Source organism: Fenollaria massiliensis (assembly GCF_023347705.1).
GTDB lineage: Bacteria > Bacillota > Clostridia > Tissierellales > Peptoniphilaceae > Fenollaria > Fenollaria massiliensis.
Genome location: NZ_CP096649.1, coordinates 1,154,529 through 1,180,567, shown reverse-complemented (window position 1 = coordinate 1,180,567; position 26,039 = coordinate 1,154,529). Strand labels below are relative to the sequence as shown.

Genomic DNA, 26,039 nt, shown 5'->3' with positions numbered 1-26,039 from the left:
CTGTATTTATTATATCATAGAAAAGTCATAATATAGGTTACAAATGTATTAAATTACTTTAGATCAAGAAGCGAGCCGGTATAAAGCTTGTAGTAAAGACCTTCCTTTGACATAAGGTCATCGTGTGTACCGCTTTCTTTTATGCCGTCATCTGTAAGAACTATAATTTTCTTAGCATTTTTGATTGTTGTCAATCTATGGGCAATTGTTAGTGTTGTTCTGCCTTGTGAAAGTTTTTCAAGTGATTCTTGTATAAGTCTTTCACTTGTGTTGTCAAGAGCTGATGTTGCCTCATCAAGTATAAGAACTTTTGGATTTTTCAAAAATACTCTCGCTATGGCAATTCTTTGCTTTTGTCCGCCAGATAGTTTTACGCCACGCTCGCCAACATAAGTATTGAAGCCGTCTTTAAGCTCCATGATGAAATCATAAGCTCCAGCAAGTTTAGCAGCGCTTATAACTTCTTCTTTACTTGCGTCAATCTTGCCGTACTTGATATTCTCAAGTATGGTACCGCTAAATAGATAAACCTCTTGTTGAACGGAGCCGATATTTTGTCTTAAAGACTTTAGTGTGAAATCTTTAATATTCTTGCCATCGATAAGTATCTCGCCTTTAGTAACATCGTAGAAACGAGGTATTAGGTTAACTAGAGTAGTTTTACCTGAACCCGATGGACCAACTATGGCAACTGAGTCGCCCTCGTTAACAATTAGATTAATATTAGAAAGAACTTTGTTTTTATCGTCAGGGTAGGCGAAGCTCACGTCTTTAAACTCGATATGACCCTTAACATCTTTTAGCTCGATGGCGTCATCTTTGTCAAATATATCGACATCTGTATCCATAATCTCTATAAAACGCTCGATACCAGTCATGCCGGCATTGAAATTCTCCATAAAATCGACGATTCTTTTTATTGTTGTAAGTAAGCTTGAGGCGAATAAAACGTAGGCAATCATGTCACCGGCAGAAATTTTGCCTGCCTTTATCAAGAAGCCACCGATACCTATAATCATAGTATACATGATGGCATCGAAAATTCTGTTTACTGTGCCAAAACCTGCCATGTATGTGTATCTTTTCTTTTTGATCTCAAGGAATTTATCGTTATCTTTTTCAAATTTTTCTACTTCGACATCTTCATTCGCAAAGGATTTGACTACTTTTGAGCCAAGCAGCGAGTCTTCAAGACCTGAGTTTAAATCACCTATGTGATCTCTTTGCTCTTTAAAGGCTCGGCGCATCTTGCGATTGTATGAGCTTGATGCATATATCATTATAGGTATCATGGTAAACATCAAGACTGTTAGCAAAACATTGATCCTTACCAAAATTGCAAATGATACGACTATCTTAAATGCTGCGATTAAGAACTCTTCTGGGCAATGATGAGCAAATTCAGTTACATCGAAGAGGTCATTAGTGATTCTCGCCATAATCTGTCCGACTTTAGTATTATTATAAAAACTATCGGATAAGTGCTGCAAATGGCTGAAGGCATCGCTACGCATATCTTTTTCAATGTAGGCGCCCATGATGTGACCAACTTTAGTCATATAAAATTGAGCAATTATTTCAACGATACGTAAAGTGAAATATAAGCCGACTACTTTTAAGATGTATTGATTTGTTAAAAGCGCCATGTCCCTTGAAGCAGTATTAGTTATACTTCTTAATAACAAAGGAAAGACTAGTTCACACACTGTAGTTAATACAGCGCAGAACAAGTCTAGGAACAATACTTTTCTATATTTTTTAAAGTAGGGCAAAAATCTTTTTAGTAATTCTTTGTTATTCATTAGTCCTCCTTCTAAAATTTAGTACAGCGTCTAAGGCATGAACCTTTAGCGCCTTAAGTGATATAAGATAGATGATTAGAGAGATTACTCCTGATATAGCCATCATTAAAAATTTGATTATTTTTTTCTCGCCTAAAATTTTTACACCAAGTGTAAATAATAAATACATAGAAAGCGCCATGATGATGGAGGCTGCTAGTATTTTTATAAGCGAGACGAGATTGTCTTTGATCTCGATATCTGGATAAACCTTTTTTAGTGAAATATATAGTGTCACCGCAGAAACCAAGGATGAGATCGATGTAGCAAGGGCAAGACCTTTGTGCTGCATGAATCTAACTAAGATGATGTCGAAGCCGATGTTGACAGCAACAGCTATAAGACCATTGATCATCGGGATTTTAGTTTTTTGCATAGAATAAAATACTTTTTCAAATATCATTCTTAGAGATGCGAAGAAAAGTCCTAGGATATAGAACGTTAGCGCACCTGAAGTCATTAGTGTGGCTGTTTCGTTAAACATATTCCTTTGGAAAAGTATCTCAACTATTGGGTAGCTTAAAAAAACTATGGCGAATGTAGCTGGAAGCGTGATAAGTGCGACTGTATCAACACTTTCGCTAATTATGCTTCTAATCTCTTGACTTTCATTTCTAATCATGGATGAAGAAAGTTTTGGAAAAATTACAGTTGTTAGAGCCATTACAAAGACAGATATTATCATAAGATATATCTTTGATGAATAGTTTAGTACCGAGATTGATCCACTTACTAGCTCTGAAGCAAGCGTTTTATCTACAACTAAGTTGATTTGATATGCGCTCGAGCCTATAAGTATAGGAAGGATTAGTTTAAACATCTTTCTTACGTATGGATCTTTAAAATCAAGATCGGGCGAAAATCTGTATCTTTTGTGCTTAACAGCAGGTAATTGAATTAAAAATTGCATAGACGCCGCTATAACGCTGATAAACATCAAAAGGTCAATGTTGCCTCTTCTTGCGAAAGACATCAAAAAGATGATATAGATTAAATTATATGGTATACCCATGATGGCATAAGGGCCAAAAACATTTTCTGATTGCAAAAAGCTTGAGAAAATGTATGTAATTGATAAGAATAAAATTATTGGTATACCAATTTTCATTAGATAGGCTGTGTAGGCAAGTGTCTCGCCTGTAAAGCCTTTAGCGATAGCCTTTGTGATTAAAGGAGCGAAGATATAGGCTAAAACGCACAAAACGATGGCGATAAGGCCGATGATATTCATGATTTTGTTCATGAATTTTATTTTACCGCGCTTGCCTTCTTTTTCTTCAACTTCTGAAAATATTGGCACAAGAGTAGTGTTTAAGCCGCTACCAAGTGCTCCAATCAAAAATATAACTGCAGTTGTAGCAGCAGTATACATATCAGTCTCGAGATTGGCGCCATATTTTGATGCTATCATGGTTTCTCTGAAGAAGCCCATAATCTTGCTAATCAGCGTGAATACCGATATCATCGCGAGTGATTTAATAACAGTTTTTTTATTTGACATATATAAACCTCATTTTTTTAAATTCTTGTTAAATTTTATCACAAAGCATATAAAAAATCAAGTTTATAAGATGTAATTTTCAATAAAATAAGCCGCTCCTGACTCATCGCAGTCCTTAGTAATATATGTCGCAGCATTTTTAATGACTGGCATTGCATTTGCCATGGCAACGGATACGCCAGTACCTTTAATCATCTCAAGATCATTTTCACTGTCACCAAAACTGATGGTATCTTTTATATCAATACCAAGTTTTTCTAATATTTTATTTATTCCTTTTAGCTTAGAAGTTTTTTTGCTATTGATATCTGCAAAATCATCGTTCCATCTCTTAAAGACAGAATTGTTCATGTATGGCACTAAATTTTCTTCATCAAAAGCTCTAGTAGTGTATGAGTTCATTTGAAAAACTTTGCTAAGATCAAGCTCATCAAGTGAAGCAATTTTAGGTATAGGCACTTCAACATGGTCATGAACAGCGTGAACCTTGTCATCAGCCAAGTTAAGCACTACACCTTCGCGAGTAAAAAGCGATAGGGCAAAGTTAAGCCTTTTTGATGCATCCACAATGAAGCGAACGTCATCTTCATCCATAAAATGCTCAGAAATAATTTCATCGCCAATAACATTTAAGTTACCGTTCATGCCTACAAAGCCATCGACCTTAAGAGTATTGTCTAAAACCTTCATTATATTATTCTTGTCACGGCCAGATGAGATAAAGACTTTGATACCTTTTTCTCTTAATTTATTTATAGCGGAGATATCTCTATCACTAATCTTATGAGTAGTGAAGCTGACTATGGTTCCATCCATATCAAAGAAAGCCGCTTTTATATTATTTAATTTCATTTTGCACCTCCGAATAAATATTATACCCAAAAATATGAATTAATATATAAATAATATATCAATGGCTATGCTTAAAAAAGCGGGGACTTAGTTAGACAATGATAAATTTATCACTATAGGCAAAAAAAGTGTTGCATAAGTACTGGAGATGTAGTATAATTATTATAAGGATAGTAAACAATCATTAAGGAGGTAAAATGATGGAAAAAACAAAAAAGAAACGTTCATTAAGTGCTTATAGTATTCTTATCCTAATTATACTATTTGTTGCAATCTTATCATGGATTTTTAATGGAGCACAATTCGCCCCTGTAATTCCTAAGGGAGCTGAAGAAGCTGTTACTGAAGTATCAGCAGCAGGATTACCAGAAATAGCAATGAGTTTTTACAACGGCTTTGTTGACGCCATAGACATAGCAATCTTCGTATTAGTTATCGGCGGTTTCCTAGCAGTTGTTAACAAAACAGGAGCTCTTGAAGCTGGTATCCACAGATTAGTTAAGAACATGAAGGGTAGAGAAATGGCTCTTATCGCTGTACTAATGATCCTATTCTCAATCGGTGGATCAACTTACGGTATGGCAGAAGAAACTGTTGCCCTATATCCTTTAATCATCACTGCGATGGTAGCTGCAGGCTTTGATACACTAGTTGCTGTAGCAACTGTTCTTCTTGGAGCAGGTGCCGGCGTACTTGGTTCAACTGTTAACCCATTCGCTACAGGTGTAGCTATGGACGCACTTAACGGTGCTGGCGTTGAATGTAACAAAGGTACTGTAATATTACTAGGCGCTATTCTTTGGGCAGTAGCTTTAGGTACTGCTATGTACTTCGTATTAAAATACGCAAGCAAAGTTCACAAGGACAAAGGATCTACTATACTTTCACTTCAAGAAAGAGAAGTTATGGACAAAGAGTTCAAAACTACAAAGACTGATGATGAGTTAGTATTCACAGGAAGACACAAATTTATCCTTGTTGTGTTCGCAATTACTTTTATTATTATGATTATTTCATTAATTCCTTGGCCAGACTTTGGCGTAACAGCATTTGAAGGCTGGTCAGCAGTATTAACTGGCACACCACTTGGTGAATGGTACTTCCCAGAAATTTCAGTATTATTCTTCCTAGTATCAATCATTATTGGTTGGATTGGAAGACTATCTGAAAAAGAAATTGTTAACGCATTCGTAGCTGGAGCTGCAGACATATTGTCAGTAGTTTTAGTTATCGTTGTAGCAAGAGCTGCATCAGTACTAATGGCTCAAACTCACATTGATGCTCTTATACTAGATAGATCAGCAACAGCATTATCAGGTCTACCAGTATTCTTATTCGTACCATTTGCATACATCGTTTACATTGCACTATCATTCTTCATCCCATCAACATCAGGCCTTGCAACACTATCTATCCCAGTTATGGGCGGATTAGCTGCTAAACTTGGCTACTCACCAGAAGTTATGATATTGATATTCTGCGCTGCAGAAGGTGTTGTAAACTATGTAACACCAACATCAGGCGTTGTTATGGGCGCAATACAAATTTCTAAGATGGAATTAGGTACTTGGTATAAATGGGTTAAGAAACCTCTTATATTCACAGTAATATTCTCAATAATTGTATTAACTGTAGCAATGATGATTTTCTAAAATTGTTTATTATCACTGAAGTCCCTTAGGGGACTTCTTTTTTTGCATTTTATAATAATTTATTTAAAAAATATTGGTCAAAGCGTAAAAAACTTTGACCATTTTTATATAGATATAGAAAATATTCTTCACTTATGGTATAATTACATTGGAGGAATGTATGAAGAAAATACTCGATGAATTAAAAAAATTAAATATAAAAAATATTTTAGTAGACGAAAGTTTATCTAAGTACACTACTTTTAAGATAGGTGGACCTGCCAAAATTTTGATTGAAGCGGTGAGCGATGAAGAAATTTTGAAAATTATCAAACTTTTTGATGAGAAGAATGAAAATTATCTTATCATTGGCAATGGCAGTAATCTTCTTATTAGTGATAAAGTTTTTGAAAGACCAGTTATAGTTCTTGATAAAAATTTTGCAAAGATTGAGAGAATAGATGAAGTGACTTTATATGCTGAATCTGGCGCATCACTAAAGAGCCTAGCAAATAAGGCACTTGATTTAGGACTTGGTGGTCTTGAAGCTATCTCAGGAATACCTGGCACTGTAGGGGGAGCGGTCTACATGAACGCCGGTGCTTATGGAAGTGAGATAAAAGATGTAGTGACTAAGATAAGATGTATTAAAGATGAGAAGATAGTTGAGCTTGACGCGAGCGAAGCAAATTTTGCTCACAGAAGAAGTATTTTTCAAGAAAAAGGCTACGTAATATTAGGCGCTTATTTTAAACTAGAGAAAAAAGCGAGAGAAGAGATAAAAGCTGAACAAAAAGATTACACACAAAGAAGAGTAGACAAGCAGCCACTTGAGTATCCATCTGCTGGCTCTGTATTTAAGAGGCCGACTGGTTATTATGCATCTAAACTTATTGAAGACGCTGGACTAAAGGGACTCTCTGTTGGCGGAGCTATGGTTAGTAAAAAGCACTCTGGCTTTATAATTAACACGGGCGGAGCAAGCTTTGAAGACGTGGTCACACTTATTGAAAAAGTAAAAGCTATAGTAAAAGAAAAGTTCGCTGTCGTTCTTGAAGAGGAGATAAGGATTATAAATGAATAAAATTAGATTATATGGCGATTATCATACACATACGATATTCTCGTCAGGAACTAAGGGCAATCTTGGCAGACACGCTACACAAACTCCTGAGGAGAGCGCAAAAAAAGCGTATCTGATGGGCCTTAAGGAGCTAGCAATTACTGATCATGGCCTTGCCCATTATATGTTTGGTATAAAGAGAAGCAATTTGCCAGTTCTTAGAGCGAGGATTGACAAGTTAAACGAGGAATATAATGACAAGGGACTAAAGATACTTATGGGTGTCGAAGCGAATTTGCTTGATTTTAACGGCACTGTAGACCTTGACGCAGACATAATGAATTATCTAGACATAGTTCTTATGGGCTTTCATTATGGAATAAAAACGAAAAATTTTAAGGAGCAGATGAAATTATCGATACTGCCTCAAATTTCAAAACCGTTCAAGAAATGGCACGAAGAAGTGACAGAGAGGGTTACAGACTCATACATCAAGGCGATAGAGAGGTACCCAATAAAGATAATCACTCATCCGGGCGACAAGATAGATGTAAACATTGTTAGACTCGCCAAGGCATGTAAAGAACATGGAGTGGCACTAGAAATAAATTCATCACACAAGAATCTTTCGGTTGAAGATTTGATTAAGATTAAGGATATAGATGTCGATCTATACTTAGGATCAGACGCTCACAGACTAGAGCGTGTAGGCGATGTAAAAGAAGCATTAAGAAGAGCGGACGAAGCTCAAATTGATATTAAGAGAATTAAGAATATTTATATAGAATAGGAGGATATTATGGACATATATGTAGTAACAGGCATGAGTGGTGCCGGAAAAAGTTCTTTATTGAATTTCATGGAAGATAATGGATTTTACTGCATTGACAATATGCCTCCTGTTTTATTGCCAAAATTTTTCGAGCTAATTGATAATGACAATGAAGACATAAACAAGGTTGCCTTTGGCATGGACATAAGAGGCAAGGAATTTTTTAATGATATGCTAACTGTTATCGATGGGCTTGAAAAAAAGAATTTAGATTTTAAATTAATATTTTTAGACGCTAGAGATAGTGAGCTAATTAAGCGCTTCAACGAAAGAAGAAGACCGCATCCATTAAGCAAGGATGGCTCCTTAAAAGATGGTATACAAAAGGAAAGAGAGACGCTTAAGGAGCTTAAGGACAAGTCTGACTACATCATAGATACAAGCTCTATGAAGAGCAGCGACTTAAAAGATAAGCTTTATGAAATACTTTCAAATACCATTACAAGAAAGAAACTTACCATAGTCGTGGAAAGCTTTGGCTTTAAGTATGGAATTTTGGAGGAGGCGGACCTTGTTTTTGATGTGAGATTCTTGCCAAATCCATATTATCTTGACGATTTAAGACCCTTGTCAGGACTTGACAAAGAAATTAAAGAATTTTTAGAAAAATATGACGCGACTGAAGAATTTTTCCAAAAACTTACTGATATATTAGATTTTTTATTACCAAATTATATAAAGGAAGGAAAAAGTCAGCTAACTATAGGTATGGGATGCACAGGCGGTAGACACAGAAGCGTTTACATGGCTGAAAGGCTTTATGAATATTTAAAAGAGAAGAAAAATTTAACTGTTTTGAAAAATAGAGATATGTATAAAGAGGCACGCAATGTTTAATTATAGAAGCTTAAACCCTAGGATAGTGACTATAGGCGGAGGAACAGGTTTATCGACACTACTAAAGGGTATAAAAAATTATTCTTCAGAGATAACTGCGCTCGTGACCATGGCTGATGATGGCGGCGGAAGCGGCATTTTAAGAAGAAGCTTCGGCATGCTGCCACCAGGCGATGTGCGCAACTGTCTTTTGGCGCTTTCTGACATAGAGCCTGAGATGAATACGCTTCTTTCACATCGTTTTGAAAAGGGCGAGCTAAAGGGCCAATCCTTTGGAAATTTATTTCTGCTTGCCATGAATGAAATATACGGCTCCTTTGAAGAAGCTGTCAAGATGGCGTCAAGCATACTAAGAGTCAAGGGAACTGTTATGCCCATCACCGTAAACGATGTCAATATCGAAGCGACTTATGACGACAAGAGCAAGGCTTTTGGTGAGAGCATATTGCCAGCCGAGGCGATAAAAGATAATAAAAAGATTAAAAGAGTTGAACTTTGTCCGAAGGACGTTGAGCCGCTTGATGGCGTAATCACAGCCATTAACAGGGCGGATATCATACTTATAGGACCCGGTAGCTTATATACATCGGTTATACCAAATTTGCTCGTGAAAGGCGTTAAAGAAGCGATTCTTTCTTCATCAGCAAAAAAGATTTACGTGCAAAACGTAATGACTCAGCACGGAGAGACTGATGAGATGTCTGTAAAAGATCACATCGAGGCGATTTTTGAGCACTCAGATAAAATTTTTGACTCGATCATTATAAATAATAAGGTTTTAAGCGAGGAGCTTAAGAAAAAATATCAAGAAAAATATCAAGAGCAAATATTTTTGACGGATGAAGACAAGAAATTTTTAAAAGAAGAGGCGATTGATTATATCGAAGGCGATTGCTTGGATGATGGCGACTATGCTAGACACGACAGCGAAAAGCTTGCAAATATGATCATCGATTATTATATAAAGACTAGAAGGGTAAAGACTTATGAGAAATAAATTATACGTGATAGGAAGTCCGATTGAGCAGTCAAAGTCACCTGAAGTGATGAAGGACTTTATTAATAGAGCTGAACTTGAACTTACTTACGAAAAAAAAGAAATAAATAAAGATGGACTTGAAAGCTTTGTAAATGAAGCAAAGACTGGTGAAGTGCTTGGTTTTAACATAACTACACCGCTTAAGGAAGAAATTCTTAAATACGCTGATGAAGTGAGTGAAGCGGTTAAAATTTTAGGCGCAGCTAATACGGCAAGCCTTGCAAATGGCGAGATGAGTCTACACAATACTGATTACATCGGATTTATGAAGGACATAACTAGCCAAATACCAAAATATGAGAGATATTCTTACGCTGTTTTAGGTACTGGTGGAGCGGCTCGCAGCATTATTTATGCTCTTCTTAAGCTAAATATCTTTCAAATAACTGTTTATACGCGCGATGAGGTTGAGGCGCATTATAAATTAAAGAATTTTGAAGACGATATAGAGATTTATCCTTATGGCTACGGCATGGATCAAGATGTAATCATTAACGCGACTGGGCTTGGCATGGCAGGAAAGCTTGATGAGAGCCCATTATCAAAGGAAGATTTTGAGATGAGCAGAGCCGGTTTTGCTTATGATTTAACATATAATCCTGAAGAGACAAAATTTTTGGCACTTGCTAAAGAAGCAGGTCTCATAACTATGAATGGTTGGGGCATGTTTATGGGTCAAGCGGAAGAAGCCTTTAAAATTTGGACTGGAGCTGATAGAAATGAACTTTGAACAAGAAAAATCATCAAAGACATATAAAGAAAAAACAATTATTAATATTGGCGGCGAAAAAATTGGCGATGCTTTTACACTTATTGCTGGTCCTTGCGCGTGTGAATCTTATGAATCACTTCTTGATGAGGTAAAATTTTTATCATCTCGCGGAATAAAATTTATAAGAGCAGGCGCATTCAAGCCGAGAACATCACCATATAGCTTCCAAGGCTTAGGACGAGAAGCGCTTGAATATTTTAAAGAAATAAAAAAGATTTATGACGTGAAATTTGTCTCCGAGCTAATGGATTTGCGTGAGCTTGATTATTTCATGGATGCAGTTGACATAATTCAAGTTGGCGCAAGAAATATGCAAAATTTTTCATTACTCACAGAGCTTGGCAAAATAAATAAACCAGTATTATTGAAAAGAGGCTTTGCAAATAAAATAAAAGAATTTATTGCTGCGGCTGAATATATTTTAAAGGGCGGCAATGAAGACGTTATTTTATGCGAAAGAGGTATAAGGACTTTTGAGACAGCTACTAGAAATACGCTTGATATCTCGAGCGTGCCTATAATTAAGAAATATACAAATCTACCAATCATAGTTGATCCTTCACACGCAGGCGGCATTGACTACTTAGTTAAGCCACTAAGCCTAGCAAGTGCGGCTGTTGGTGCTGATGGCATCATTGTCGAAGTAAATGATAAAAAAAGGGAGGCACTTTCAGATGGCGAGCAAGCCATTAACTATGCTGAGTTTGATGATTTACTAGTAGATTTAAAGAAAATACTTAAGGCAATGGGCAAATCTTATGAATAAAGATGAACTTTCTTATGAAATAAAAATTATTCACAAGGCGAATGAAATAGTCTTAGATAAAAAATTTACGAAGCATCTTGTATTAACAGATAGAAATCTTTATAAAGAGCAAAGAGCTTTTATCGATGAGATAGTGAAGAGCTATGATGCCTTTTTATATGTGATAGATGCAGGTGAAGAGTCAAAGAGCCTTAGCGTTTTAGAAAATCTCCTTGAGTACGCAGCTGATAAAATTGATAGGTATTCACTTATAATCAATATTGGCGGCGGCGTAGTAACGGACATAGGCGGCTTTGCAGCGTCGATTCTTTATAGAGGCATAAAGCACGTAAACGTTGCAACTAGCCTACTTGCAATGACAGACGCAGCCATCGGCTCAAAGACTGGAATTGATTTTTGCGATAAGAAAAATATTTTAGGAACTTTTTATGATCCATACAAAGTTTTTATAGCCATAGATGCACTTGAGACACTTCCTAAAGATGAGTATATATCAGGTTTTGCAGAAGTAATTAAGCATGCACTTATCCATGATGGCGAATTATATGATTTAATAAAAAATGATGCAAATATTGAAGAAATTTTAGAAAAATCCATTGCTACGAAAGTTCATTTCGTTTGTGAAGACAAAAATGAGAAGGGCGCTCGCATGGCTCTAAATTTTGGTCATACCTTTGGTCACGTGATTGAAGCGAGTAGTGGATTTAATTTAGCACACGGGACTTGCGTTGCCATTGGCATGAAGATTGCGCTTGAGCTTGGGAAAATTTTAAATATAACAGATGAAGAAACTTATATAAGAAGTTTTGATTTAATTCATAAATATTATCCAATCGAAGAAATAAATTATGAGATAAAATCACTTAAGAGTGATAAAAAAATGATGGCGGATGAAATAAACTTTGTTTTTTTGAAAAATAAAGAGGCGCTTATACAAAAAATGAATGAGAGAAAGGTAGTAGAGCTTTATAATGAGCATATTAAGAATAAAAAATTCTAAATTAGAGGGTGAAGTTTATGTAAACCACTCAAAAAGTTACTTGCACAGATATATCTTTGCAAGTTCTTTTGCTGGAGAAAATACCATAATCAAGGGATTTGATTTATCAGATGACATTAAAGACACTATGCTTAGCCTAATAAGTTTTGCTGATTTTGATCTTTTGGATAATGGTGACGTCCTTGTCAAGCCGCGTGAGAATAAAAAAAGTCCAGATAGAATCCGTATCGAAGCCTCTGGTACAACGCTTCGCTTTATGTTATTAAATATTTTGGATGGCAATTTGCATGAGATATACATGGGCGATAAGCTTTATGAAAGGCCAAATGATACTATTTTTAAAATTTTTAATGACAATGGTATAAAATTTCATAGAAATGATAAGAACAAGTCCATCACCATAAAAGGCGACTTGGTCAAAGATGAATACATAATTACAGAAGACATCTCGAGCCAATTCGTCTCAGCTCTTTTATTTAAGCTTGCACGCATGAATTTTGATTCACGCATAATTCTTGACTGTGATATATCTTCACGCTCATACGTTGACATGAGTATCAAGTGCCTTGAAGATTTTGGCATAGAAATTGAAGCAAGTGAAAATGAATTTAAAATAAAGGGCGGACAAGATTTTAAATCCGCTGGCGAATATATTATTGAAAGGGATTACTCAAACGCAGCTAATTACTACGCAGCAAATTATTTGGGCTCTGATATAAATATCATGGACATGGATGAGTCAAGCATACAAGGCGATAAAAAGGCAATCGATATTTTATCTAAATATGATCAGACGCAAAATCTTAGCTTTGATATGAAGGACTCGCCAGACATAGTGCCAATACTTGCTATGGCGGCATTATTTAGAAAGCATAAAACTACATTCACTTCTATAAAGAGATTGATTTTTAAGGAATCAAACAGGGTTCAAGCAATTATCAATGAACTTAAAAAGATTGGCGCGAAAATTATTTTCACAGATGACAGTTTAATCGTGAATCCGCTTGAGGACATCATCATGTATACCAATATGTTTGATGCGTATAATGACCACAGGATAGCCATGATGATAGCGATGCTTGCGACAAAGCTTGATCAAGATATATTCTTAAGTGGCTACGAGTGCGTGAATAAGTCATATCCGAAATTTTTCGAGGATTATATAAGCTTGGGAGGCGAGGTCAATGTCATCGACAATTGGAAATAGAATAAGGCTCACTCTTTCAGGTGAATCGCATGGAAAATTTATGATGGCGACGCTTGATGGCTTAGCTAGTGGCATAGAAGTCGATAGAGACTACATTGATAAAATCCTTTTAGAGAGAAGACCAAAATCAAATGCATCGAGTGCGCGAAGAGAGGCTGATGAATACGAGATCATCTCTGGTGTTTTCAATGGATTCACAACAGGAGCCGCACTTACCATACTTATGAAAAATTCTGACGTTGATAGCTCTTCGTATGAAAAAATAAAAGATTTAGCAAGGCCGTCGCAGGCTGATTATCCTGCCTTTATTAAGTATAAGGGCTTTAATGACTATCGCGGCTCGGGCATATTCTCAGCTCGTTTAACAGCGCCAGTTTGTGCTGCTGCTGCAATTATTTTAAAAGAGCTAGAAAAGAAAGGAATTACTTTTGAAACGCATTTAAAAAGAGTGGGTAAAATCATTGACGAAGCGCGCGGCGAAGAATTTTTATCAAAAACATATCACATGTATAAGTACAGTGACGACGAGATTGAAAAATATTTAGACGAGATAAAAAACGAAAACGATAGCGTTGGAGCAGAGGCCGAATTAATTATAAAGGGAGTCAAGGCAGGTCTTGGTGAGCCGCCATTTGCTCCGCTTGATGGGGAGCTAGCAAGATACATGTATTTGATTCCATCTGTAAAATCTGTTTCCTTTGGCAATGGCGATGATTTTGCTCAGAGCCTTGGCAGCGAAGTAGCTGACGAGATGAGAGTAGAAGACGATAAAGTAAAATTTTTAAAAAATACTAACGGTGGCATCATTGGAGGCATATCAAATGGCGCAGACATAGTACTTAGCTGCGTATTTAAGCCGATTGCATCAATACCACGTGAGTTTAAGACCATAAACATGAAAACTATGGAAAACGCTGAGATAAATATAAATGGCAGACATGACGCTTCAGTCGTTCCACGCGTTTATCCAATTATGAAGTGCTACGCAGCTCTTGCCATCTACGATATGCTGGTGAGCGCATGAATATAGTTATCATAGGCATGCCAAACAGCGGAAAGACGACCATCGCCTACGAACTCGCTCGCAAAATTGGCTACAAGGCCATTGACATAGATAGACTGATAGAAAAAGAGGCTGGGATGAGCATAAATGAAATTTTTCGAAAATTTGGTGAGGAAGATTTTAGGCGCAGAGAGACACTTGCTTGCGAAAGAGTAGCTAGGCTCGATAAAAGAGTTATAGCGACTGGCGGCGGAACAGTTATGCGCGAAGAAAATATGAATTTTTTAAAAAATCGCGGCTATGTCATTTATTTAAAGAGGCCGCTTGAGTTTTTGAAAACAAATCTTGATACATCGAGAAGACCCTTACTAAGAGCCGAGGGCGACCCGATGACGAAGCTTTATAATCAAAGAGCGCCTTTATTCGAAAAGTATTGTGACATGACGATGAAAACAGACAAATCAGTTTTTTTGATGTGTAAAGAAATAAAAAGGCGTTTAAAGGTACAAGGAGTGATTAAATGAGAAAAATAATTGTAATCAACGGACCGAATATTAATATACTTGGCAAGAGAGAGCTTGAAATTTATGGCAATTTATCTTATAATGATTTAGTAAATGAATTAAAGTCTTATGCGAATGATAAAGGAGCTAATTTAGATGAGTTTCAATCAAATTCTGAAGGAGCCATCATTGATAAGCTTCAAGAACTAATTGATGGGGGATATGATGCTGTTATCATCAATCCAGCTGCTTACTCGCACTACAGCTATGCCATATACGATGCGCTAAAGGCCATAAAGATAAAAAAAGTCGAAGTGCACTTAACAAATATATTGGCACGCGATGAGTTTAGAAAAAATTCTGTCACAGCAGAAGCTTGTGATGGAGTTATATCAGGCTTTGGCTTTGATTCATACAAATTAGCAATAGATTATTTATTAAGGGAGGAATAATAATGGACGTAAAATACGATTTAGACTACATGGTTGAATTTATGGTAAAGCTATTAAAAACACCATCACCAACAGGAGATACTATCAAGGCACTTAACTTAGTTGAAGAAGAACTTGCTAAGTATGGCTTAAAGGCTCATAAAAATGCGAAGAACGGCTTCTATGTAACAGTTGAAGGCGAAGACGACGAAGAACAAGTGACTTTATCAGCTCACGTTGATACACTTGGCTGCATGGTTAAAGACATAACAGGAAATGGTAGACTTAAACTTACTAAATTAGGCGGATATCCATGGAATGTAATTGAAGGCTGTGAATGTGTTATCTCAACTATTGATGATGGCGAATACACAGGAACTATACTTACTAATGTTTCTTCAACTCATGTTTATGGCGCAAAAGCTGACGAAACAAAGAGAGACGAAGACTCAATGGAAATAAGAATTGATGAAAAAGTTTCATCAAGAGAAGATGTTGAAAAGCTTGGTATCAATGTTGGTGACTACGTTTATCTATATCCAGGCACATGGGTTACACCATCAGGCTTTATTAAGTCAAGACACCTTGATGACAAGGCTTGTGTTGCAGTTCTTGTAGGACTTGTAAAATATTTAAAAGAAAATAATATTAAGCCAAAACACACAACAAACTTCTTTATCTCAAACTATGAAGAGCTTGGTCACGGATCAAGCGCTGGCCTACCTGAAAAAACAGTTGAGTTCATAGCTGTAGACATGGCAGCACCAGGCACTGGACAAACATCATCAGAATTCAAGTGCACTGTTTGCGTAAAAGATTCTTCAGGACCTTATGATAAGATGATGAGCGAAAAACTTATAAAATTAGCTAGAAAGAATGATATTCCATACGCAATAGACATCTATCCATACTACGGATCAGACGCATCAGCAGTTCTAAGAGCAGGTTGGAACGTAAGAGCCGCACTTATTGGACCAGGTGTTGACGCATCACATAGCTTTGAAAGAACACACAAAGAAGCAGTTGATGCAACATTTAGACTAGCACTAGCTTATTTATTAGAAGACTAATAATAGCTTATATATAAAAAATGCTTACAGCAATCGCTGTAAGCATTTTTTTGCGTCTTTACTTAAAAACGTAATTATAAACTATATTTATAAACTCATCTCTATTAATTTTTGCGTTCTTATCAATTGTCTTGCCATTAATATATCCTAAAGCATTCGCTAGGCTTAGATAAGCATTTTCTTCCTTTGTAAGCTTTGCCTTTGTGTTAATATTTTTGAATATATCTTTGCCAACAAGCTCTTCCATACCTTTTAGCCTTATCATAAATTTTGCTAAATCCATATTTGTGATTTCTTTTTCTCTGTTCACTTCATTTGCTTTAATTACGCCTTCCCTTAGAGCTCTTTGGTAAGCATTGTCAATGATTTCGTCACTATCTCTTGAGCCAAATATATAAACAAAAGTTATAAAGTCTTTTTGCTTCAAGTTTTTCTCAGGCATTATCTCATCTTCGATATAAGCGTAGCCCATTTGTTTAAGAAGAATTGCCTTGTCTTTATATTTTGATTTATCAATGTCAGAGTAATTTTTTAATTCTTCATTTGATTTTGCAAGCTTACCACTTATTGCATCAATCTCAATCTTAGTATTCTTTGGCATGCAAGTTAAAACTACACTTGACTTAGCTGGATCAGACTTATCTCTAATATATTGATAAGCTTCTTCATAATTAATTTCTTTTTTGACTACATCATAAGCTTCGTCAATAGATTTTTTAGCTTTTTCGTATTTTATCGGCTTTCTATACCAAGCTCTTGAGTACTCATTTATTTCTTTCGTATCCTTAGAAATGCCTATGCTTATAGAGTTTTCTGGAATGTAGTAGCCGTCCATCACTCTTACAAAGTACACGGTATTATTTTCAGTCGCCATCAATTCTAAATCTTTTTCATCGATGTCAGATGCATTTTTCTTGATATAATCCAATGCAATTTTCTTTAATTCATCAGATCTTAAATCTTCTTTGTTATTATCTCCACTATCAAAATTATTATATGTGCTAAATCTTAAAAGAGTTAAATCTTTAGCATCGAGTGAAATGTTATAGTAAGTCTTTTTCTCATCTTTGCCAATTTCCATATTGATGTTATAGACGTAGTCCTTAGAGATATAGTCTTGATTTAAATTAGATAAAGTCACTTTTGCTTTGCTAGCGTCCTTCACAAAAGTTTTTGCCTTTTTTAAGGCTTCAGCCTTAGTCTTTATGCCCTTAATCTTATCTATGCCTTTAACTTCGTACTCGCTAAGGCCGTCCATAGCCCCTTCTGCAGCAGCATCCTTAGTCATGAAATTATTCAAAAATATAGGGTAGTCGTAGCGCTCATATTTCTTTGTAGTCGAATTAACAAAATAATTTGAATTTAACTCGTTGCTATATATAGTTTTAAAAGTAATTCTTGGCTCCTTCTTTTCATCGACTACAAATTTAATCATAGGCTTTATATATTTATTTTCTTTAAATATATTTATAGCCTCATCCATAGTTAAATTGCTCTTAAGAGCATCAAATTCAGCTGTTTTTGAAAAATCAAATCCATGATTATAGTTTAAAGAGTACCTTTTCACGCTCTTGTCAACGTAATTAATGGTGATGGATGCGCCGTCACCTATAACGCGTCTATCGCCTACATATCTATCAAAGTTAAAAATATATGCGTTATCGTCTATATAGTTTTGATAAGAGCTTTCATTTAGCTTAAGGCTCTTAGCATTTACTGGGTCAATCTTTTTAATCGTGTCAATGGCATATTTTTTCAAAGCATCATACGAGTACTTTGGTTTAAGCGTTTCATATTTTTTGTTCTCATATTTATTATAGTTAGTGATGTGCATGTCATTTGATATGCTTACATTAAGATCACTTGAGCCATCCTTCTTCGACCATGATAAATTGTATATAGTGCCGTAATCGTCATCACTTGAGCTATTTACCTCAAAATTATCATAGACATCTTTGATATTAAATATTTCTTTTGCTTTTAAAACTAATTTCTCCACAGTCTTGTCGTCCACCTTGTTTAGATTTTTTTCTTGAGCTAATGAATTTACTGGCAATGCGCACAAGACCATAAATATAGCGAGCATTGCAGCAATCACATTTATCTTTTTAAGCATAATATCATCTCCTTTGTATATATTATACCACTTTAGCAGAGGTGGATAACAATTTTAACAAAATTGTAACTAATTTGATAAAGTCTTTAAAATTTATAGCTTTAAAAATAAACTTGTGATATAATTATTACAAGAGGTGATTAAATGAAACACGATTTAGTCTTAGTAATAGATTTCGGCGGACAGTATAAGCAATTGATCGCAAGACGAGTTAGAGAAAATAATATTTACTCAGAAATAATTCCTTATACTAAAAGCATCGAAGAAATAAAAGCAAAGGACCCTAAGGCAATTATCTTTACAGGCGGACCGAACTCAGCCTACCTTGACGATTCACCATCGATATCAAAGGAAATATTTGATTTAGGCATACCTATCTTAGGTATTTGTTATGGCGACCAATTAACAGCGCATTTATTAGGCGGCGAAGTAAAGAAAGGCTCCGAGAAGAACAGGGAATACGGTAAGACAATCTGCCATTACAAAGAGTCAAAGCTATTTAAGGGCGTTGAAAGCGGTCAAGTTTGGATGAGCCACACTGACTACATATCCAAGCTTCCAGAAGGCTTCAAGTGCATCGCATCGACTGACAATTGCCCTATCGCAGCGATGGAAAATGAAGAAAAAAAGATTTATGCAGTACAATTCCACCCAGAAGTAAAACATTCAATCGATGGCGACAAGATGATTAGAAACTTCCTTTATGACATAGCAGGTCTTAAGGGCGATTGGACGAGCGAAAATTTCATTGAAAATAAAGTTAAAGAGATTAGAGAAAAAGTTGGCGATAAAAAAGCACTACTAGCACTATCAGGCGGCGTTGACTCTTCAGTAGCCGCAGTTCTTATGCACAAGGCAATAGGCGATAAACTTACATGTATCTTCGTTGATCATGGTCTACTTAGAAAAGATGAGGGAGACCAAGTCGAAGAGATATTTAAGAACAGGTTTAAGATCAACTTCATAAGAGTTAACGCTCAAAAGAGATACTTAGATAAATTAGCTGGCGTATCAGAACCAGAAAAGAAGAGAAAAATCATCGGCGAAGAATTTATCAGAGTATTTGAAGAAGAAGCAAAAAAACTTGGCAAAATCGATTACCTTGTTCAAGGAACCATATATCCAGACGTAGTTGAGTCAGGTACAAACGGTTCAGCAGTTATCAAGAGTCATCACAACGTAGGCGGTCTACCAGACGACATAGGTTTCGAAGGACTGATAGAGCCACTAAGAGAGCTATTTAAAGACGAAGTAAGAGCCATAGGACTTGAGCTTGGTCTAGATGAAGACCTTATCTATAGACATCCGTTCCCAGGACCAGGCCTTGCCATCAGAGTCATAGGCGAAATCACAGAGCAAAAACTAAACATACTTCGTGAAGCAGACGCCATCTATATAGACGAGCTAAAGAAAAACGGACTATATAGAAAGATTTGGCAAGCCTTTGCAGCGCTACCAGATATAAAGACAGTAGGCGTTATGGGTGACGAAAGAACATACGATTACGTTTGCGCACTAAGAGCCGTAACAAGTACAGACGGTATGACAGCAGAATTTTATCCGATAGATATGGAAATACTTGCGAAAATTTCGAATAGAATCATAAATGAAGTAAAAGGAATTAATAGAGTGGTGTATGATATTACTTCTAAGCCACCAGGAACAATTGAGTGGGAATAAAATTTCGCGTTAAATTTGCGATAAAGGCTTGTTTCGAATTTTTGCTCGTTGCGACGTATTTTATATACGACTCACTCGCAAAAATTCTGCACATCGCCTTTCTCATCAAATTTTCCAGCGAAATTTGGGCACCTGCAAAATTTAAGTTACAAAAATCCACTAATTTTATCTCATAAATTTGGACAAACAAATTTGAAACGGATAAAAATATTATCTCGATATTTAAATAAATTTTATAATTAATTTGGAGGTTTATTATGGCTTATGCATCGTTATTAGCAGCTATAACCTTGATAATTCTTAGCACAGCTCTATGGAAGTTTAAATTAGTAGGGCTATTAGCTGGATATAAAGAAAATTCAAATGCCAGCAAAGATCTTTTAGCTAAAGTAACTGGATTATCGATACTATTACTAGGCTTTTTACTATTAGCTGAATCGGTATTGATATTTAAAGGCTTAATAAAACAAGATGCAGCTATAATCATTGTTTTGGGAACAATTATTCTAGGAACTGTGGTAAATGCTTTAATTTGTTCTCATTATTCAAAATAAAATATTATTTATAGTTTTTGATAAATTACTTTATTAGGCTCACAGTTTTTTAACTTGTGGGCCTTTTAATTTATTTAAAAGAGCGAAGGATATTTGATTAACGAAGGCGATTATCAAATTATATATTTTGTGTGAATAAAAAATTAAAATATGATATAATATAAAAAAGAGGTGGTAAGTATGGATATAGAAATAAAAACTTTACCTATGCATTTACAAGTATCGATCAATGGCTTTTTAAAAGCTAAAGAAGACAAAGATGATATATTAGAAGCAATGTATTGGGGAGAAATTTATGGCTCGATAAATTCTGCGGAGATTGATAGAGAAATATCCAGTGAACTTGCTTGGATCTTGAGAGAAGAATATTTAGGAATGGTGAAAGAACAATGATTGACTTTAGTAATTGTGATATAGATTTATCAGTAAACTATAATGGAGCCAATGGTAAGAAAGCTTGTATTATTTATAATAATGAAAGATATATGATAAAAACAGCAGGTTTAGCAAAAGATAATCCTAATATAAAATATTCAAATAGCTGTATAAGTGAATATGTTAGCTGCAATATAATTGATGAGTTTGGATATGAAGTTCAAAAAACTATTTTAGGTGAATTTAACGGCAAAATGGTGGTAGCTTGTAAGGACTTTAGAGAAAACGGTAAATATACATTCTATGATTTTGCTTCATTAAAAAATAATATTGTTTTTAGCTCAACAAACGGAACAGATGCAGAGCTATCAGAAGTTCTAACAACTATTGAAGAACAAAACTTAATTCAAGTAGATAAGCTTAAAACATTTTTCTGGGATCAGTTTATTATAGATGCTTTTCTCGGCAACTTTGATAGACATAATGGCAACTGGGGTTATCTTTATAATAATGAGATAGGACTATGTAAACCAGCACCTATATTTGATTGCGGCTCTTGTTTATATCCACAATTAGCAGAAAATCAAATGAAGATTGTATTAAATGATGAAAATCAGATAAATGAAAGAATATATGTTTTTCCTAATTCTGCATTAAAAATAGGTGGAGCTAAATTAAACTATTATAATTATTTAAAAAATACAGACAATGTAGATTGTCATAATGCTTTAAAAAAGTTCGTAGAAAAATATGACAAAGATAAAATATTAAAAGTGATTAGTGATACACCTCAAATATTTGATATTCATAAAGAGTTTGTATATAAGATGTTAGATAGTAGATATAAGAAAATAATTATATTTTCTTTAGAGAACAATATTAATATAAATAAAAGTTTTTAACATTGAAATACTTTTACTTGAATAATGTATTTTAAATATTTTATGGAAAATATTCACAAATTAAATAAAATATATTGACAGAATCAGTAGTTTATTATATTATTAGTGTATAAATATTTGTTGATGAGAGGCTTTATTATGTCAATATATAGTTTTAAAATCAATAATATATGGATCCACTCAAAAGTGGATTTATTTTAGTGCTAGTGCAATTATTTGCTTAGCGCTTTTTTTATGAATTTTAATATATTATATTTTTATTTTGGAGGGACAGTAAATGAAGGAACTTAAAAGAATAATTTTGCTTGCAATGGTTTTAATTTTATGCATAAGTTTATTACCAGTGAATCAAAATTTACTTAAAGCGGAAGCACAACTTGATGACAGCACTAAACTAAATAATATCAAAGTAAGGGTATATGACGGTGAAAAATGGGATAATGCTGAATTAAATCCAAAATTTGACCCTAACAATAGAGAATACACTATAAATTTGGATATAAAATATAAGAAAATACAATTTTATTTTGAAAAAGCAAGTGATGATCAAGTAATCGAAGCAACAGACCAGAATAAGTGTCCTTTAAGAGACAGTAATTATACTGAAGAATATGTTTTGAGACCACAAGATAATTATTTTAATTTTTATGTGAAATCTTCAAGTTCAACAAAAGATCGTGATTATTTCTTTGATGTTAAAAAAGGCTTAGAAAAGAACGCCCATAAGGTAGAGGCTACTAATGGAAACTACAGAGACCTGCCTAGAGCTTTTAAAGGTGATATTGTAAAGCTAAAAGGACAGACATTCTATGGAGGTAAAGTTTTTGATAGATGGATAGCTGATACACACAATGTTGAATTAGAAAGACCAGATAGAATATTAAATGAATTTATTATGCCAGACAGCGAAGTTAAATTTAGCGCTCAATTCAAAGATGGTTCAGATGATGGCAGCAAATTAAGATATATTATAGTTCATGCTATGAAGGATAATGCCTGGGAAACTTTTTACGATGCAGTAAAAATTAAAGATGATACTAAAGAATACGAACTTAATCTTAGCGAAGGATATACCGATTTTTATTTAACATTACAGACAGAAGATTATATACTTAGTTTAGATAAAAATAGCCTTGTGGAATCAAATGAGCATATAAATACACAAGTAAATGGAACAGCATTAAAAATTGTTAACTGTCAATATGGATTTAAAACTGAAGAATCTACTTTAAAAGATGGAGAAAATATTTTAACCATTAGTATTAAATCTAAAAACGAAAGAAGTACAAGTAATTATACTCTAAAAATCAATAATGGCGAAGTAAAATATAATGTTACAATTGATCCAAATAATAATAGTACAGATGCACCTATCGTAGAAAAAATTAAAAAAGGAGAAGAAATCGAATTACCTGATTGCACATTCACAGCACCAGAAGGAAAAGAGTTTAAAGCATGGGAAGTAGATGGTGAAGAATATCAAGCTAAGGAAAAAATCAAAATAAATAAAGAAACAACAATAAAAGCGATTTGGAAAGACAAGACAACAGAAAAATTCATAGTAACAATTAATCCGAATAATAATGGTAAAAACGAATCAAAAACAGAAGAAATTAAAAAAGGAGAAGATTTTGAATTACCTAAATGTACATTTACAGCACCAGAAGGAAAAGAGTTTAAAGCTTGGGAAGTAGATGGTCAAGAAAAATCTATTGGAGATAAAATAGTAATAGATAAAGAAACAACGGTAACAGCAATTTGGAAAGCTAAGCCTGTAGCTCCAAAACCAGAAGATGAAAACAAAAAATATGAAATAAAATTGACTCAAGCATCAAACGGAAAAATTACTATCAATCCGACTGAGGCAAAGGAGGGCGAGCTTGTCACAGTGCAAGCTGTGCCAGACTATGGCTATGAGCTTGAAAGTATACTTATTCTTGATGAAAATCAAAAATTAGTGCCAATGATTGCAAATCAATTCAAAATGCCAAAGGGCGCAGTAAGCATTTATGTTAAGTTTAGAGAGCTAGCTCCTGCCATTTACCCTAAAACAGAAGAAGAAAAACCTATTGAAAACAAAAGACATAGAAGAGATTGGTATTATAAAAACCATAACGAAGAAAAAAATCCAAATGAAGAAGAAAAATTTATAGAAGAAAAAGAAATAAAAGCTGATGAAACAAAAGCCATTATAACGATTGGTTCACAAACGCTTGAAAAAGTTATGAATGGCGTACGCACAGTTAAAAACATGGACTCAGCTCCATACATAAAGCGCGGCAGAACTATGCTTCCTCTAAGATATTTAGCTGAAGCTCTTGGATACAAAGTATTTTGGCTAAATGAGACAAGAACTGTTCTTATCACTGACATTGGTCTAAGAGTTGAAATACCTATAGATACTAATCTAATTATTGTTAATGGCATAAAATACACAAGTGATGTTAAGCCAGAAATCGTTCACCATAGAACCATGCTTCCTATAGCGAACATTGCAAGAGCACTTGGACTTAAGGACGGCGAAGACATTCTTTGGGATGAGGTCAATAGGCAAGTTACTATAAATAAAAAATCAAACAAATAAAAAACTAAGGCTACTCATTAATTTGAGCAGCCTTATATTTTTTCTATATATTTATTTTTAGTCTGTAATTTATTTATCTTCAGAAATTTATTTTTCTTCAGAAATTTATTTTTCTTCTTCTTTCTCTTCCTCTTTTTCCTCTTTTGCTATCTCTTTTTCTTCTTTTGATCCGGTCATTATCTCTTGATATATTTCCATGAAGAGACTTAGGTCTGCCTCTCTCTTGAAATTATCTGCAACTGATTGATAAAAATCTTCTGCTAAATTCATAACGACTTCTTTATTTTTATCGCTCGCAGTAAGTTTAATTATTAAAAGTCCTTGGAAGATTGCTCTTACAACGCTTGCATCACTACTGCCATAAGTGAATAGTGGGTGCATAAACTCAATCAAGACATCTTTAAAAGATTTGCTTGTATAATAAATTCTTGCCTTGCCATCTGTTTTTATATAATGATGATTCGAGTCGACCTTGGCTAGATGCGATAGAAGTATAGAAAGCTTTCTTGTACAGTGTATAGCTGTGTTTGGGTCGTTAATACCTGGTGATAAAGCACGAGCAGCGATCTCGGCTATCTTTCTTAAACCAACTTTATAATCTTCATCAGAAATTCTTGTTTCGGTGAAAAGAAATTGTTTTTGAATTTTTTCAATTGTCTCATCGTCAAGTGAGTCTTTGCTCAAGTAGCCAAGCGTTTGTTTTTGAGTAATGAATTCGCCTTTAGAGACTTCTATGGTAAATACTATGTCTTCATCTTGAATTATTTTTTTAATTTTTTCTATATCAATAATTTCAAGGTAGCCTGATTCAGCTGCGGCTATTCTTTTTTCTTTCTTAGTCCACTCAGCCTTTTCTAGCAGTTCAAAATCACGGTCTTCAAGCTCTTTATCTATCATCTTATCAGTTTTATCTGCAATATTTTCCAAAAGCTTGCTATAATTAACTCCTGATAAAACATTTTGCACGAAGATTACAAAGTATATCGCACCCCATATAGCGTAGATAACACCTATGGTTCCGGCGATGACAAGTCTTTGATCCTGACCAGACTTCATAAAGTTTAAGCTCACTAGACAATAAACGAAGCCGCCTATAAATATGCCTAAGACTTTCATAGTTATTTTTTTATCTAAAAAATTCTCAACGCTTCTCGGTGTGAAGGAGTTATGATAAAGTGTAAAAACTGTTAATATTGTTGAAAATGTAAAAGTAGTTATAGTTAGTAGGGCCGATACAAGTGACGAAAGAACTGTCATTGCAAGCTCAACGCTAGATAGCATAATGTGAGGCACATACTTAGTAAGTCCCGAGTAGCTGCTGTCAATGTAGGTTACAATTGCAAGCAGAATTATTGAATAAAAAATATATTCAAGGCAATAAATCCACCTTCTGTTATTATAGAAAAATAATTTAATTTTGTTTTTCATCTCATCACCATCCTTATATTTATTATATCACATATTATGTTAATAAAAAATA

The 26,039-nt window shown here is 34.6% G+C and carries 23 protein-coding genes; 18 read left to right on the top strand and 5 right to left on the bottom strand.

Annotation, left to right across the window (positions count from 1 at the left end):
- Positions 1–53 precede the first annotated feature (53 nt).
- From M1R53_RS05840 to M1R53_RS05830, 3 genes are all read right to left on the bottom strand, one after another.
- Positions 54–1,802, bottom strand: coding sequence for an ABC transporter ATP-binding protein (locus M1R53_RS05840; RefSeq protein ID WP_249242336.1), 1,749 nt, complete (start codon positions 1,800–1,802; stop codon positions 54–56).
- Complete coding sequence (murJ, locus tag M1R53_RS05835; protein ID WP_249242335.1) at positions 1,795–3,342, bottom strand: murein biosynthesis integral membrane protein MurJ; 1,548 nt, start codon at positions 3,340–3,342, stop codon at positions 1,795–1,797. The genes M1R53_RS05840 and murJ overlap by 8 nt, the downstream gene beginning before the upstream one ends.
- A gap of 63 nt (positions 3,343–3,405) precedes the next feature.
- Positions 3,406–4,194 (bottom strand): Cof-type HAD-IIB family hydrolase, encoded by a 789-nt coding sequence (locus M1R53_RS05830; protein ID WP_249242334.1) that lies wholly within the window; start codon positions 4,192–4,194, stop codon positions 3,406–3,408.
- Between the two features lie 200 nt (positions 4,195–4,394).
- On the opposite strand from M1R53_RS05830, the gene M1R53_RS05825 reads away from it, so the two are divergent.
- From M1R53_RS05825 to M1R53_RS05765, 13 genes are all read left to right on the top strand, one after another.
- Complete coding sequence (locus M1R53_RS05825; RefSeq protein WP_019213914.1) at positions 4,395–5,846, top strand: YfcC family protein; 1,452 nt, start codon at positions 4,395–4,397, stop codon at positions 5,844–5,846.
- Between the two features lie 160 nt (positions 5,847–6,006).
- Positions 6,007–6,909, top strand: a complete 903-nt coding sequence (gene murB, locus M1R53_RS05820; protein WP_249242333.1) for a UDP-N-acetylmuramate dehydrogenase — start codon at positions 6,007–6,009, stop codon at positions 6,907–6,909.
- On the top strand, positions 6,902–7,678 hold the full coding sequence (locus tag M1R53_RS05815; RefSeq protein WP_249242332.1) for a PHP domain-containing protein: 777 nt from the start codon (positions 6,902–6,904) through the stop codon (positions 7,676–7,678). The genes murB and M1R53_RS05815 overlap by 8 nt, the downstream gene beginning before the upstream one ends.
- Positions 7,679–7,687: 9 nt before the next feature.
- Positions 7,688–8,557 (top strand): RNase adapter RapZ, encoded by an 870-nt coding sequence (rapZ, locus tag M1R53_RS05810; protein WP_249242331.1) that lies wholly within the window; start codon positions 7,688–7,690, stop codon positions 8,555–8,557.
- On the top strand, positions 8,550–9,554 hold the full coding sequence (locus tag M1R53_RS05805) for a gluconeogenesis factor YvcK family protein (protein WP_249242330.1): 1,005 nt from the start codon (positions 8,550–8,552) through the stop codon (positions 9,552–9,554). Before rapZ ends, M1R53_RS05805 begins: the two co-directional genes overlap by 8 nt.
- Complete coding sequence (locus M1R53_RS05800; RefSeq protein WP_249242329.1) at positions 9,544–10,326, top strand: shikimate dehydrogenase family protein; 783 nt, start codon at positions 9,544–9,546, stop codon at positions 10,324–10,326. The genes M1R53_RS05805 and M1R53_RS05800 overlap by 11 nt, the downstream gene beginning before the upstream one ends.
- Positions 10,316–11,134 (top strand): 3-deoxy-7-phosphoheptulonate synthase, encoded by an 819-nt coding sequence (gene aroF, locus M1R53_RS05795; RefSeq protein WP_249242328.1) that lies wholly within the window; start codon positions 10,316–10,318, stop codon positions 11,132–11,134. Before M1R53_RS05800 ends, aroF begins: the two co-directional genes overlap by 11 nt.
- On the top strand, positions 11,127–12,134 hold the full coding sequence (locus M1R53_RS05790) for a 3-dehydroquinate synthase (RefSeq protein ID WP_249242327.1): 1,008 nt from the start codon (positions 11,127–11,129) through the stop codon (positions 12,132–12,134). The genes aroF and M1R53_RS05790 overlap by 8 nt, the downstream gene beginning before the upstream one ends.
- A complete protein-coding gene (locus M1R53_RS05785) occupies positions 12,106–13,341 on the top strand; it encodes a 3-phosphoshikimate 1-carboxyvinyltransferase (protein WP_249242326.1) in 1,236 nt (411 codons plus the stop codon). The genes M1R53_RS05790 and M1R53_RS05785 overlap by 29 nt, the downstream gene beginning before the upstream one ends.
- Positions 13,319–14,365, top strand: coding sequence for a chorismate synthase (gene aroC / locus M1R53_RS05780; RefSeq protein ID WP_249242325.1), 1,047 nt, complete (start codon positions 13,319–13,321; stop codon positions 14,363–14,365). The genes M1R53_RS05785 and aroC overlap by 23 nt, the downstream gene beginning before the upstream one ends.
- Entirely contained in the window at positions 14,362–14,868 is a 507-nt protein-coding gene (locus M1R53_RS05775; RefSeq protein WP_249242324.1) for a shikimate kinase, read from the top strand. The genes aroC and M1R53_RS05775 overlap by 4 nt, the downstream gene beginning before the upstream one ends.
- Positions 14,865–15,299, top strand: coding sequence for a type II 3-dehydroquinate dehydratase (gene aroQ / locus M1R53_RS05770; RefSeq protein ID WP_249242323.1), 435 nt, complete (start codon positions 14,865–14,867; stop codon positions 15,297–15,299). Before M1R53_RS05775 ends, aroQ begins: the two co-directional genes overlap by 4 nt.
- 2 nt (positions 15,300–15,301) lie before the next feature.
- Positions 15,302–16,348 (top strand): M42 family metallopeptidase, encoded by a 1,047-nt coding sequence (locus M1R53_RS05765; protein WP_249242322.1) that lies wholly within the window; start codon positions 15,302–15,304, stop codon positions 16,346–16,348.
- A 58-nt stretch (positions 16,349–16,406) separates the two neighbouring features.
- Here M1R53_RS05765 and M1R53_RS05760 read toward each other — a convergent pair whose 3' ends face one another.
- Positions 16,407–18,464 carry a YcdB/YcdC domain-containing protein gene (locus tag M1R53_RS05760; RefSeq protein WP_249242321.1) on the bottom strand — a complete coding sequence of 686 codons (2,058 nt, stop codon included), beginning with the start codon at positions 18,462–18,464 and terminating at the stop codon, positions 16,407–16,409.
- A 144-nt stretch (positions 18,465–18,608) separates the two neighbouring features.
- On the opposite strand from M1R53_RS05760, the gene guaA reads away from it, so the two are divergent.
- From guaA to M1R53_RS05735, 5 genes are all read left to right on the top strand, one after another.
- The gene (gene guaA, locus M1R53_RS05755; RefSeq protein WP_249242320.1) at positions 18,609–20,144 is read left to right on the top strand and encodes a glutamine-hydrolyzing GMP synthase; all 1,536 of its coding nucleotides are present in this window, start codon (positions 18,609–18,611) and stop codon (positions 20,142–20,144) included.
- Positions 20,145–20,401: 257 nt separating this feature from the next.
- Positions 20,402–20,698, top strand: coding sequence for a DUF3784 domain-containing protein (locus M1R53_RS05750; protein WP_249242319.1), 297 nt, complete (start codon positions 20,402–20,404; stop codon positions 20,696–20,698).
- Between the two features lie 180 nt (positions 20,699–20,878).
- Entirely contained in the window at positions 20,879–21,091 is a 213-nt protein-coding gene (locus M1R53_RS05745) for a hypothetical protein (RefSeq protein WP_019213880.1), read from the top strand.
- Entirely contained in the window at positions 21,088–21,975 is an 888-nt protein-coding gene (locus M1R53_RS05740; protein WP_249242318.1) for a HipA domain-containing protein, read from the top strand. The genes M1R53_RS05745 and M1R53_RS05740 overlap by 4 nt, the downstream gene beginning before the upstream one ends.
- Positions 21,976–22,252: 277 nt before the next feature.
- On the top strand, positions 22,253–24,559 hold the full coding sequence (locus M1R53_RS05735; RefSeq protein ID WP_249242317.1) for a stalk domain-containing protein: 2,307 nt from the start codon (positions 22,253–22,255) through the stop codon (positions 24,557–24,559).
- 105 nt (positions 24,560–24,664) lie between these two features.
- Here M1R53_RS05735 and M1R53_RS05730 read toward each other — a convergent pair whose 3' ends face one another.
- Positions 24,665–25,987: a DUF2254 domain-containing protein gene (locus M1R53_RS05730; RefSeq protein ID WP_249242316.1), complete on the bottom strand. Its 1,323-nt coding sequence runs from the start codon at positions 25,985–25,987 to the stop codon at positions 24,665–24,667.
- Positions 25,988–26,039 lie beyond the last annotated feature (52 nt).